Origin of the sequence: Caballeronia mineralivorans PML1(12), assembly GCF_001028175.1 — a bacterium.
GTDB lineage: Bacteria > Pseudomonadota > Gammaproteobacteria > Burkholderiales > Burkholderiaceae > Caballeronia > Caballeronia mineralivorans.
This window is the reverse complement of record NZ_AEJF01000117.1, coordinates 1-12467: the sequence shown is the minus strand read 5'-3', so window position 1 is coordinate 12467 and position 12467 is coordinate 1. Positions and strand designations below refer to the sequence as shown.

Below are 12467 nucleotides of genomic sequence, written 5' to 3'. Positions count from 1 at the left end.
CATCACAAACCAGACGTGGTCGGCGGGTGGTAACTATACGTTCGGCATTGTGCGCGCCAATGCGGGCTACTTCCGTTACCTGGGTAATCAAGGCTCGCTCGGCCAGCGTCAGGACAACGCCTGGACGGTGTCGCTCAAGTTGGCGCCGAAGGGCGCGTTCGACTACGAGCTTGGCTATCAGCAGATGCGCGTGAAGAACGCCGCGTACGACACCAATGGCGATATCCCGAATGCGAACATCGGTGCTTTCGACCCCACGTCGGGCCTCCACAACGGCTACAAGGAGACGTTGTACGGGTCGATCTTCTATCACCTGTCCAAGCGCACCGAAGTGTATCTGGCTGGCGACTACATGAGGCTGCATGGCGGTTATACGGTTGGAAGCACGTTTGGCGCGACTAACCAGCTCGAGCTGACCTCGGGCATTCGGACCCGTTTCTAAACGACCAGTCACTGCGGTGTCGGCTCTGTTTGCCGACACCGGGGTCGACCGGGTCACCATTCATCCGCTTGTTCGCTTGTTCGTTAGCGATTCCCGCTTTAACGCGCCAAAGCTTTTGTTACTACTGCTCGGCGCTGGCTGCGGTTGCAACTTTTTGTGCCGTACAGTCCTGCTTATATTCAGCACTAAGCCGCCTTTCGGCATGGTCCAGATCATCCGGATAAGGAGCGTTGGCTGAGCTTGCGTCGTAACCCGCGGCTTCGAGTTCGTAGAGTTCGTTCATCACCTGCTTGTGTGTAGCAGGCGCCTGGGTGTGGGTGAACGGGTAGTCATTGCACTGCTGCGCTGTAAGCGTTGGTTCCGCGAAAGAAACCGTGCTTGCAATCAAGAGCGGAGAAAGAACAAGCAGTTTAAGCGTCGCTTTCATAAAACCTCCTTAAGATCATATCTAACGCACGTCGACCGGCTCGCTCGCACAAACTTGTCTGCATGCGGTTAAAAACAGGATAAGGAGATCCTCATAACGCCAAGCTGGCGAGATCATTAAGAATTTGTCATTTTTCGGAGGCGGGTTCGCGGAGTTTGTGGCGCGCCGTTTTTGTTATGGGAAACGGTTGAGCAGCAGGGCGCCTGGTCTGGTATCGCGCTGTAAAACTTCTCGACCATAGGGCAGAAAGCAGCAGTGGAATGCGCCGTTTTCATAACAGACCCGCGGCTGCGACGTAGAAGGCTTTCAAAACGCAAGCCTAGGGCGGGCGCGATCCGGCATGAACTATTTTTCGCTATCGAACGTGTACATGCGCGAATGTTCAATAGCGTGGAGCCTTGAGCGGACTTCCATAACGGGCGAAGTGAGGAGCGCCGAGGCGGCCCTCACGTACTCTGCGCGTGTACTTGATGCGCACGCCGCTCGCTCAGCAACAACCCCCACGGCCGGAAGTATCGAGCCTCATTCCGTGCAGACCGCGATAAGGCGGCACCTCAGGCGAACTCCATCCATCGAGCATCTGGGGCGCGAGCTGATATACCTCGACACCCAAGGGGCGGCACACTTCGAGCGGGTCTCGCGCGTCGGGACCCCACATCGGCAACGACAGGTCTCCGCCAGGACAGGTCGACAGCGCGCAAAGCAGATCGATCTCCGCGAAGAACTCCAGGTAGTCGCCTTTCTTCGCCGGACACGCCTTCATGAAATATTGATCGTTCAGATTGAGCCCCGTGCACTGGAACACATTCAGTACGTCGTGCACATCGAATTCGGTGAGACCGTGCGGTGCGATCGCGCGTGTCAGGTTCGAATGGCAATGGAAATCGAAATCTTCGCCGGTCAGCATCCGGTTCACATACGGATCGCAGCGTGTACCCAGCAGGTCGTGAACGCGTCCGCCATGTTCATCGATTCCGTAGCCGGCGAGGGTATCGTCGGTGATCGTCACAAGCGGCCGGAGATAGGGCAAGGTCGACCACAGGCGGTCGAACGTGCTGACATGCGCCTGCTGCAACTGGCGCGTGCGCGACGCCCAGAAGCGTTCGCGCGGATTCTGCAGATTCCAGATGTTGAGGTCCGCGACCTGCGGCCCTTCAATGGTCACGATCCGGAACACGTGTCCAGCCGGCACTTTCCACGCGTAGCCCGAGCGGATTGGCACCACGGCCGAATCCACCAGGGTGCGGGTGTCATGTGCTGATGCAACCCGCGAATAAAAATCGCGATCGACTTCGAGCGCGGAACCCTGGGTTACCTGATAAGCGGCAGGATGGTTCAACATGGTCTTTATCTCCTGAATGGGTTGACGTGAGGCACGTAGCCTCGTTCGCAATAGAACGCAAAAAGGACACTAAAAAGAAACGCTTCAAAGAAGATCGATCAGTGCTTCTTCCGAGCGGTCCAGGTAGTCGGAAAGTTTCTTGCTTGCACGCTTGTGTTCCCCGGCCACGATCAGATCGTAGAGTGCGCGATCGCGCTCGATCCATGGCAACTGGAAGCGTCGTTCGTCGGGTGCGGCGGAGAACAGCAAGCGCAACTGCGCGAGAATCGTGCGGAAGAATTGATCGAGCAGCGCGCTGCCGATCATCTCCACAATGTGCTGATGAAACCGGAGGCTATGCGTGCCTACGCTTCGCCAGTCTTCTTGCGACGCGGCTTGGGTGGCCGCATCGCAAGCCGCTGCCATGGCGTGCAGAACGGCCGGATCGGGCATACCTGGCAACGCAAGCGCCTGCAGTTCCAGTGTACGCCGGACACGGAAGATGTCGCGTACATCGGTGCGGGTGAGTGTGCGCACCACCACTCCGCGATGCCGATAATGCACCGCCAATCCCTCGCGGCAAATCTGCCGCAGCGCCTCGCGCAGCGTATTACGCGACACGTCGTAAGCCTTTGTAAGCTCGGCTTCGGTAAGAGCTGTGCCCGGAGGCAGGTCGCCGCAGATGATCTTGTCGCGGATCTGCGTGACGATGCGCTCGGTCACGGACTCTTCTTCAATGTGCTCGGTCGCGGTCTTTTTTGGGGGCACGCGGGAGTCGGAAACGGATCTGGTCATGCGAGCTGGAGGTCTTTAAGAAAGTGCGCGACGCGGGAATCCTTGTCGAACGCCGTCATGACGCGAGGCGCGGCGTCCGCCACGATCGAGCCATTCTCCAGGAAGATTATCCGATCTGAGATGCGGAATGCGAAATTGATTTCGTGCGTGACGATCACCATCGTCATGCCTTCGCGCGCAAGTTGCTCGATGACTTTCAGGACCTCGGCCACCAGTTCGGGATCGAGCGCGGAGGTCGGTTCGTCGAAGAGGACGATGGAGGGTTTCATCGCCAGCGCCCGTGCAATCGCCACCCGCTGCTGCTGGCCGCCGGAGAGCTGGTGCGGATATTTATGCGCATGAGTGGCCATCCCCACCTTCGCCAGCATCTCCATGCCCAGCGCGCGCAATGCGGCCCTGGAGCCACGTTCGTGATAGCGTGGCGCGAGCGTCACATTGTCGAGCACGCTACGATGCGGGAACAGGTTGAAGCTCTGGAACACCATGCCGATATCGACAATGCCGCGCATATGCTCGCGATGCGATACGGCCCGCCGCGCCTTGCTTGCACCCCATTGGAACAGCTTGCCGTGCAGCACGATCTCGCCGTCGTCGAGTGGTTCCAGACCGTTGAGCGTGCGGATCAGCGAGGTCTTGCCCGAACCCGACGGCCCGATTACAGATATCACTTCACCTGCCTGCACCTTGAGGTCGACGCCCTTCAGCACTTCATGCACGCCATAGGTCTTGCGCAAGCCGACCGCTTCAAGCGCGACGCGGCCGGTCTTTCCAACTTGCGCCGCCGGTGCGGTAGCGAGCGCGGCCGGTTCCACCTGACTAAACGCCACGGGCTCCCTGCGCGCAACGTCCAGCCGCTGCTCCAGCATCTTCAGCGCGTACCCGACCACCGTCACGATCAGCACGTAGTAAAACGATACGGCGAGCATCGTCTCGAGGACCTTGAAGTTCTGCGTGTAGAGGCGCTCGCCCACGAGCAGTATCTCGGCGAGCGAGATCACGGACACGAGCGACGTGAGCTTGACGATGGTGATGTATTCGTTGACGAGCGACGGCAAGGCCACGCGAAACGCCTGCGGCACTACAACCAGCCGTTGCAGGCCGAGGTATCTAAGCCCGAGCGCGCGGCCCGCTTCGAACTGGCCCCGGCCGATGGAGAGCAGGCCACCCCGGTGAATCTCGGCTATATAGGCGGCTTCGCTGATCGATAGCGCAATCAAGCCTGCCCAGAAGGGATCGGCGAGCACCACGCTCGATGCCGGGAATACTTGCGGCAGGTTGTACACAAAGATTAGCAGTACCAACAGCGGCAGGCTGCGAAACAACCAGATGTACGTGGAACACGCCATGCGCAATGGTGCGACACGCGATTGCTTGCCGAGCGCCAGCAGGAACCCAGCCACGATCCCGATGATCCATGTAGCGATGCTCAGCTCGACTACGTGCCAGGATGCGCTCCAGAACGCCTTGTCGGCGAGTAGTGACAGGGCGTAGTGCCAGTCGAAAATCATTAAACTCTCTCCTCAGGGCGACGCAGCCGTTCAAGCGCACTGCGAGGCCCGTGACTGGGTCGTGATTCTTAGTTAGCCGCGCCAAGCGCTTGTGCGATCTCCGCGCTGGTCGGTTCGGCGACGTTGTAGCGCTTGAGCAGCGTTGCGTACTCGCCGTCATGCTTCATCGTGTCGAGCGCGCCTTTTACCGCCGCGAGCAGCGCCGGATCGCTCTTGGCTACCCCCAGGCCCACAACCACCGGGAAGAGTGGCGTTGTTGACGTGATCGCGAGACGCCCGCCCATCTTGTCGACGGTCATTTTCGCAACGGCCGAGTCCTCGAACTGCGCATCGACGGCGTGTGCCAGCAGCGCTTGGGAGGCCTGTGGCGAGGTCTCGAACTCGCGTACATCGATGGGAGCCAAGCCCTTCGGTACACAGGTATCCTGACTAATCTTCGCCAGTTTCGGGATCCACGAGGCGCCCTTAATCGAACTCACGCGTTTGCCGCACAGCGCCTCGGGTGTGGCGGGCTTGAAGCCGCTGCCGGTCAGCGCGAGGAGCGAGCCGCCGGTCTTGAAGTAGGGCACGAAATCGATCTGTTTTGCGCGCTCGGGCGTGACGTATAACGCGGACGCGATGACGTCGATACGCTTCGCGTTGACTCCGAGGATCAGGTTCGCGAAACGGGTGTCGACGAAAAGCGGCTTGAGTTGCAAGTGCGACGCGAGGGTCTTCATGAAATCGGGATCGAGTCCGGCGGGCGTTTCGCCATCCATGAACGCGTACGGGGGATAGGTCAGGTCGGAGCCGATGGTGAGCGTGCCGGCGGCAATGGTGGGCGGCGCCTGCGTGGCGGCGTTAGTCGCGGTCTGCAGGACCAGCAGCATCAAACCGGTGACCCCGGCAATCAGGGCGCGACGGGGCGAGAAAGACGGACGATACGGTTGCATTGACGTTCCCTTTCTGTGGAAAGAACCGCTCTTAGCGGTTTATATTGTTGAACAATATATGAACTGTTGTTCAACAAAATAAGGATGTCAAGATTTTATAAAGACGCGGCGACAGGCCGTCGACAACACGCCATTACCCGTGTTTTCAAGTTCGGCGATGGATTGGGCGGACAAGAGGCTCGTCGTGCCACACGCGGGCGAGACGATTGAGCGTTCCGTCGATGAGATCAACGCGAAACGCCAGAACATGAAGACGGGCGGGGAGCGATGGGAAAGGTGACTGAGAGTCTGGCGCGCGGCCGGCGCGCTTGAATTACCGGCCGTTCTTGCCTTGCTTTGAAATGCCGCCGTGCAAATCGTCTACCCGGCGTCCGGCACCCATGTACGGGTCCCTTCAATCGGCCAAATCTCATCGGACAGCACGACGATGTCGACCGGCTTGGGCGTGTTGTCGCCCTGGCCCTGGATCTTCACGATGTCCTGAGGGCAGGCGGAGAACGCGACAAAGCAGTCCATCTCGGCTCGCAGAGTGATGTAGTCGCCGGGCTGCGTCACCGTGGGCAGCGTGTGAAGCGTGATGCCGTCGGGTTGAACGCGTATGTTCATGAAGATATTGAACGATGCGAGGTTGGGACGCGGCGGCGTGACGCCCAGTTCGAACATGCCTTCGAACATGTTGTCGCAGCAATTGCGATGGTAGCCGCGCACGCCCAGTAGTTGGTAACGCTTGCGGTCGCATGCGGCCATGAAGGTATCGTGCACACCGGGCGTGGTGTCCTCGACCACCGTCAGGACGGGATGACGTTCGTTGGTCACGAACGTGTCGCCCATTACGGGATTGAGACGCTGGTTCCAGACCCGCGTGGTTTCCATGCACATGTATTCGTTCAGGTTGTAGGCATTCCATGCCCAGCAGTCGACGACCTGCGTTCCATGTGTATTGACGACACGGACTGCTTGTCCGGCGCTGAGGCGGACCGCCTTGCCGTGACCGGCAGGCACTTCGATACTGCGATGAGGTGACGTTGTCATGAGCGTGAGGGTGTGGGGTTGAAGCGGAAAAGGAATTGGCGTAACCGGTCCGAAGAAGGGTTGTCGAATAGTTGCGTGGGCGGCCCTTCTTCGACAATCCGGCCGCCGTCCATGAAGACGGCGCGGTCGGACACCTCGCGTGCGAAACCTATTTCGTGGGTGACCACGATCATCGTCGTGGACCTTGCGGCAAGTCCGCGCATCACGGCCAGCACTTCGCCCACGAGTTCGGGATCGAGCGCGCTGGTAGGTTCGTCGAAGAGGATCACCTCGGGGTCCATGGCGAGCGTGCGGGCAATGCCCACCCGCTGCTGCTGGCCGCCTGACAGACTGGCGGGATAAGCGCCGCGCTTGGCTTCGAGCCCGACCTGCCGCAAGGCTTCGAAGGCGGCGTCGCTGGCGGCGAGGCGCGGCATGCGCTTCACCGACATCAACCCTTCCATGACATTCTCGAGCACCGTCATGTGCGGCCATAAGTTGAAGCTCTGAAACACCATGCCGATGCGGCTGCGCTGGCGGCGGATTTCGCTTTCGGGAAGCGGGCCCTGCCGTCCACCGCCGCGCATGCCGATCCTCTCGCCGCCTATCCATACCGATCCCGCATCGGGCGGCGAGAGCCAGTTCAGGCATCGCAGCAGCGTCGACTTGCCCGACCCCGAGGGACCGAGCACGCAGACTACTTCTCCCCGCATGACGGTCAGGCTGACGCCATCGAGTATGCGATTCGAACCAAACGACTTGACGATGTTCTCGGCTTTCATCGCAATGGGTTTCGGGGTTTCGATCATCGGTTCGTTTTCATCGTGGAAGGGCGCTCAGGTGAGCGCGCCCGAGACGTTGCTCCCACAAGCGGGTCGAGAAAGCGACAAGCGAAGTCACCGCCCAGTACACGAGCGCCACGACGAAATAGACTTCGAGCGGCGCATAGGTAGTGGAGACCACTTCCTTCGCGGCGAACATGAACTCGTGCACCGAGATCACCGAGAGCAACGCCGAGTCCTTGATCAGGCCGATGAGCAAGCCCGTCATGGTCGGCAACAGAAGCGGCAGCGCCTGTGGCACCACGATCTTGCGAGTAATGACAAGCGGCGACATGCCGATCGCGATACCGGCCTCTATGGTTCCCGCGGGCACTGCTGTCACGGCCGCGTTGATCGCCTCGGCGACATAAGGCGCGTAGTAGATCGCGAGCGTCGCGACACCGACGAATCGCGCGGGAAGCAGCACGCCGAAGTCGGGCAATACGAAGAACATGACATAGAGCAGCACCAGTAGCGGCAATCCGAGGGTCACAGCGGTATAGGCCTTGATGAACGAGACGAGCAGACGACCGCCGCGTCGCTGGCCTATCGCGAGCGCGATGCCGAGCACAATCGCAGTCGTGCCGCTCGCGATGCAAAGCCACACGGTGCTGCCGAATCCACTCGCAAGGCTCGTCCAGTAACCGGTCAGAACGCTCAGGTCGAACTTCACGACGCGACTCCCGCGCTGAGCCGCCGCGTCGCGATGGAGCGGCCAGTGCGGCGTGCCAGATGAATCACTGGCAAGGCCACCGCGAGATAACCGATGCTGACGAGCAGCATCACCTGCGTGGACGTATAGGTCCGCGCGATCACCATCTGCCCCGCATAGGTGAGTTCCGTCACGGCGACGACCGATGCAAGCGGCGTGGTCTTCAGCAGCATGGTGAATTCGTTGATCAGCGCGGGAAGACTCGCGCTCAGCACTTGCGGCAGGGCGATGCGACTCCAGATACGCCATCGCGGCATGCCGAGCGCGACTGCGGCTTCGATTTGTCCCGCCGTCACCACACGCAGATTGCCGCGCAAAATCTCCGCGGTGTACGCGCCGCTGTTCAAGCCGAGCGCGAGCGCGGCAGCTAGCATCGGCTTGCCGCCGAGTCCTACCAGTGGCAACGCAAAGAACAGCACGAACAACTGCACGAGCGACGGCGTGCCGCGCATGAAGCTGATATAAAGCCGTGCACCCCAGCGCAGCGGCGCGTGCCCACCGAGTTGCAGCGCGAGCGCCAGGTGCCCGAAGACGAGACTTCCCGCCGCGCCGAGCAGCGTCAGTTCCAAAGTCAGCAGCCAGCCGTCGATCAAAAATGGCAGGCTGCGGATGACTTGCGGATCGAACCCCATGGATGCGTTTTCCCGGACTCAGAGATCGTCGAGTTCTTCAGCGGCCGAGAGCTCGAGCGCACCCGGCACGTCGTTACCCGGAATCCCGGTGCAGCAGGCCGAGACGATGAACACGGTGTCCGTCACTACCCGGCAGGCGATGAAATCGCCTTCGCGCGTCACATTGGGAAGCGGTTCGATACGGCCGTCCTGATGCAGTGCGACGTTCATGAAAAGATTGATCGGGTCCGGCAGCTTGGGTGGCGTCAGTCCGCACGACTCGATAACCGCGCTGACCGATTCCACGCAACCGGTCTGCCCCGCATAAGCTTTTTCGCGCAGGAATGCATTGGTCGAGGCGGGCAGCAACAGGTCATGCCTGCCGCTCGTGTCCTTGCCGAGCACCATCATCGCGCGACGGCGGTTCGTGACAATGCGCATGCCGGCTTGCAGCACGTATGAATTGCTGAACACGCGGGTGTGATGCACCGACATGAATACGTCCGGATTGTCGCGGCTGAAGCCGAACATCGACGCTACTGCGCCATGCGCTTTCGCTTCAATACGAAGAATCTGTCCTCGCTTTACGTCGATTGCCCGGCTTTCTCCGGCGGGAACGGCGACTCTCACCGGCGCCAGCGGCGCGCGCGTTGGCGTGTCTTTCAATAGCAGCATGTCGTGGCTCGTTCAGGCGTCGCAGCCGGCGGCGTGCGTTGCGGAATGGATGTCGATGCGGATGTCGGTCACCTTCAGACCGTTCCCCGGGATGATGTCCTGCGGGCATGACGAGACCGCGCAGATCAGGTCCTCGAGCACCTCGAACGAGATGAAGTCGCCGGGCTTGCTGGTCGGGTCGGTCACCTTCATGCGACCGTCCGGCGTTACCGGACCATTCTGAAACAGGTTGAACGGTTCCGGCACATTGGAAGGCGAGATGCCGTAAAGCGAGAGGCCTGCATGCATGTTGTCGAGGCAGTTGCGGTGACCTTCGACGTTGAAGTCGACCGTGAAGCGAGTGTCGTCGCAGGCGGGTACGTTGGCGTCGTGAATGCCGACGGTATCTTCCAGCACGCGAATCAGCGGCCGGCCAAGCGACGAGTACAGCGCATCGCCCACCGCGAAGAAAAGCGTGCCCAGTTGCCTGCGCGTGTGAGTGGGCGAGAGCTTCTCGGCTGGATCGCTCGCGACTACCGCGACGAAATCGGCAGCCTGCTGGCCGTCGACATCGATGATCGAAAGACGCTGGCCTGCTTTGACTTCGAACGTGCGTCCATGTCCTGCTTTCACAATCAGTGTTTCGGGCTGGCTTGTCATGGCGCTCATGTCACTGTGCCGGGATGAAGTCGCTCGACGGCGTGTCGAAGGTCACGCCGAGATTCGCTTTCTGCAGCTTCGCGAGTTCGCCCGACTTTTTCATCGCAACGATCTGGTCGCTGATGGCCTTGTTCAGACGCGTATCGTCCGGGCGCGTCGCCCATGCGATCCATTGCGACGGTCCGAGTTCGCCGGTCTGTTTGACCTTGCCGGGATTCTGCTTGACGACGCCCGCGAGCACAGTGAGATCGTCGAACACGAAGTCGGCGCGTCGCGTCATGAGCGCGGCGACTGTTTGATCGACGCTATCGACCGTCAGCAACTGGATGGGCGCGAGGCCCTTCGCCGTGAGCGTTTCGTTGAACGATTTAAGTATCTGCTCCGGTGTGCTTGCGCTCTTGACGGCCGCCGTGAGACCTGCGAGAGACTCGACCGTTGCCTTCTGCGGGATCTTCGTGAAGTCCGAACGAACGAGCGCGCCATTCACGGTCTTGCTGACCGGGGAGGTGTAGGAGAGACGCTTGGCGCGCTCGGCGGTCACGTTGAGCGCGGAGCCTTCCATGTCGAACGAATGAGCGAGCAGGCCGGGGATGATGCCGCTGAACGCCATGCGCTGGTATTCGATTGTCACACCGAGATGCTTCGCAACTGCTGCCATGATCGCGGGATCGTAGCCGACGATCTTGTCATTGGCGTCCGTGTATTCGTAGGGTGCGAATGTCGGATCGATCGCGACGATCATCTTGCCGCGGCTCTTGATGTCGTCGAGTGTGTCGGCTGTGGCCGTCATTGCGTGCATCAGCGTGACGGCTGCAACGAGCAAGAGCGGGGCAACGAGTTTGGTACGGTGCTTGAACATCTGTCCTGACTCCGTGAATGATTGATCATGACTGCGGCTGTAGTCACGTCATTGCACGATCCATACCAAGCACGGCGTTACGATCCTCTTGTTTCAGGGTGATCTATTGTGAAACGTATGTTTCTAAACGATATGAGTAGAAATTTAAGTTTCTTGGTAACGGCAGCCAGCCTATAATCGGCGCTTGACTGCCGAGAATGGTCCGCACTGCATGAGTGCGATTCACCGGGAGTGCACTCAAAGGGTGCCAAGACCGCACCATCTCGCACGGACCTCAACTGTCACTATTCACTCTCAGATGTCAGCAGCCCAGACCAGAAAGGAAAAACGCCGGCCGGCGTCGATAGAAAGCCGAATTAGCGAGTGCTACGACGAACTCTCCGAGATCGACCAGCGGCTCGCCGATGTCATCCTTAGCGCGCCCGGACAGCTCGCCATGCAGACGGCAACCGAACTGGCGACGAGCGCGCAGGTTTCGAAGGCGACGGCCACGCGGTTCTTCCAGAAGCTCGGATATGCATCGTATGAAGACGCGCGCGCCATCGCGCGCACGGCGCAGTTAAGCGGCTCGCCGCTCTATCTGCAGCATCGCGAGCGCAAGAGCAGCAAGCTCGATGATGTGATCCAGGCTCATCTGGAGCACGAGATGAGCAATCTCGCCAGCACTTATCGTTCGCTCGACACGACGGTACTCGCGGAAGTCGTAGACAGGCTGTCTCAGGCGCGCCAGGTGGTGATCCTCGGCTACAGGCACAGCCACACGATCGCGATGATGATTCGCCGCGAACTCATTCAGGTTCGGGCGAATGTGGTGGTGCTGCCCGCGCCCGGCGACACGCTGGCGGAATATCTGGGCGATCTGACGCCTGACGATGTCGCGATCAATATTGGTTTCCGGCGCCGGGTTCCCGCTGTTTCGTTGGCGGCCGCAGCGCTCGCCGACGCGAAGGTGCCGACGCTCTATCTCTCTGACGTCATCGCGGGAAAACCCGCTCGCCTGTCGAACTGGGTCATCCGCTGTCATACGGACGGCATGATGCTGTTCGATAGCGTGGTTGGCGTGTCGGGGCTTGTTAACCTGATCTGCTCACTCGTGGCTGAGCGGTTGGTCGCGAACGGAGAGAGGCACCTGCAGAAGGTGGAGATACTTCATCAGGCATTGCGGGAACTCGAATGACGCGGACGGCATGGGGCCGTCAGATGGGGTGCTTAATCACCTGATGGCGTGAAGGAGAGGCAGCGTCACTCGAGACCGCAAACCTCTCACTTCGCAAATCTCACTCGCCTACCTTCTCCGGAACCGGTGGCTTCTCCGGAACCGCGGCCTTCGACGCGACTCTCGCCAGACGGCCTTCTTCCAGCTTCAGCGCGCGGACTCCGTCTTCCGGCGACACCCGGCCGGCTTCCTCGCCTGAAAGATCGACGCGAACCGCGCCTGCAACCATCGACGTCCAGTAACGGCTGCCGCGGCACCAGATCTTGATCGCCGCGCGCAACTCTGTCTCGCTCAGCGCCAACTCCGTAGCCTGGGCGAGAAGATCCTCGAAAATGCCGATCTTGAGCGGCACCTTCGGCGACGGATTTTTCGGGAACGCTTTAGGAAACCGTTTTTGCAGCTTCCCGATGGTCAGCACCACCGGATCCACCGGTTTCGACTTGACCACGACAGGAGCGGGCCGGGCAGCAGCGTGCCGTGGGGCATCGGGCCGGGCAC

15 protein-coding genes are annotated in these 12467 nt (G+C 60.4%); 2 read left to right on the top strand and 13 right to left on the bottom strand.

Going from position 1 to position 12467, the window contains the following annotated elements; genetic code table 11:
- The coding region (locus tag EOS_RS18730) for a porin (RefSeq protein WP_047848173.1) at positions 1-442 on the top strand (442 nt) is incomplete at its 5' end.
- A 121-nt stretch (positions 443-563) separates the two neighbouring features.
- Here the strand turns inward: EOS_RS18730 and EOS_RS18725 are convergent.
- The 12 genes from EOS_RS18725 to EOS_RS18670 form a co-directional block, all read right to left on the bottom strand.
- Positions 564-869 (bottom strand): DUF4148 domain-containing protein, encoded by a 306-nt coding sequence (locus EOS_RS18725; protein WP_047848172.1) that lies wholly within the window; start codon positions 867-869, stop codon positions 564-566.
- A 487-nt stretch (positions 870-1356) separates the two neighbouring features.
- Positions 1357-2211 (bottom strand): urea carboxylase-associated family protein, encoded by an 855-nt coding sequence (locus EOS_RS18720; protein WP_047848171.1) that lies wholly within the window; start codon positions 2209-2211, stop codon positions 1357-1359.
- Between the two features lie 84 nt (positions 2212-2295).
- Positions 2296-2958, bottom strand: coding sequence for a GntR family transcriptional regulator (locus tag EOS_RS18715; protein ID WP_235442876.1), 663 nt, complete (start codon positions 2956-2958; stop codon positions 2296-2298).
- Between the two features lie 23 nt (positions 2959-2981).
- Positions 2982-4493, bottom strand: a complete 1512-nt coding sequence (locus EOS_RS18710; protein WP_047848169.1) for an amino acid ABC transporter permease/ATP-binding protein — start codon at positions 4491-4493, stop codon at positions 2982-2984.
- Between the two features lie 68 nt (positions 4494-4561).
- Positions 4562-5362: an ABC transporter substrate-binding protein gene (locus EOS_RS18705; protein ID WP_047848176.1), complete on the bottom strand. Its 801-nt coding sequence runs from the start codon at positions 5360-5362 to the stop codon at positions 4562-4564.
- Positions 5363-5785: 423 nt separating this feature from the next.
- Positions 5786-6457: a DUF1989 domain-containing protein gene (locus tag EOS_RS18700; protein WP_047848168.1), complete on the bottom strand. Its 672-nt coding sequence runs from the start codon at positions 6455-6457 to the stop codon at positions 5786-5788.
- A complete protein-coding gene (locus EOS_RS18695; protein WP_047848167.1) occupies positions 6454-7245 on the bottom strand; it encodes an amino acid ABC transporter ATP-binding protein in 792 nt (263 codons plus the stop codon). The genes EOS_RS18700 and EOS_RS18695 overlap by 4 nt, the downstream gene beginning before the upstream one ends.
- Positions 7246-7255: 10 nt before the next feature.
- Positions 7256-7930, bottom strand: a complete 675-nt coding sequence (locus EOS_RS18690; RefSeq protein WP_047848166.1) for an amino acid ABC transporter permease — start codon at positions 7928-7930, stop codon at positions 7256-7258.
- Complete coding sequence (locus EOS_RS18685; RefSeq protein WP_047848165.1) at positions 7927-8601, bottom strand: amino acid ABC transporter permease; 675 nt, start codon at positions 8599-8601, stop codon at positions 7927-7929. Before EOS_RS18685 ends, EOS_RS18690 begins: the two co-directional genes overlap by 4 nt.
- A gap of 18 nt (positions 8602-8619) precedes the next feature.
- Complete coding sequence (locus EOS_RS18680) at positions 8620-9255, bottom strand: urea carboxylase-associated family protein (RefSeq protein WP_047848164.1); 636 nt, start codon at positions 9253-9255, stop codon at positions 8620-8622.
- 12 nt (positions 9256-9267) lie between these two features.
- Positions 9268-9903, bottom strand: coding sequence for a DUF1989 domain-containing protein (locus EOS_RS18675; protein WP_235442875.1), 636 nt, complete (start codon positions 9901-9903; stop codon positions 9268-9270).
- 1 nt (position 9904) lies between these two features.
- Entirely contained in the window at positions 9905-10753 is an 849-nt protein-coding gene (locus EOS_RS18670; RefSeq protein ID WP_082163419.1) for a transporter substrate-binding domain-containing protein, read from the bottom strand.
- A 298-nt stretch (positions 10754-11051) separates the two neighbouring features.
- Between EOS_RS18670 and EOS_RS18665 the strand changes: the two genes are divergently transcribed.
- Entirely contained in the window at positions 11052-11930 is an 879-nt protein-coding gene (locus EOS_RS18665; RefSeq protein ID WP_047848163.1) for a MurR/RpiR family transcriptional regulator, read from the top strand.
- A gap of 100 nt (positions 11931-12030) precedes the next feature.
- Here the strand turns inward: EOS_RS18665 and EOS_RS18660 are convergent.
- Positions 12031-12467, bottom strand: a 437-nt coding sequence (locus tag EOS_RS18660; protein ID WP_047848162.1) for a ProQ/FinO family protein, incomplete at its 5' end; no start/stop codon positions are given.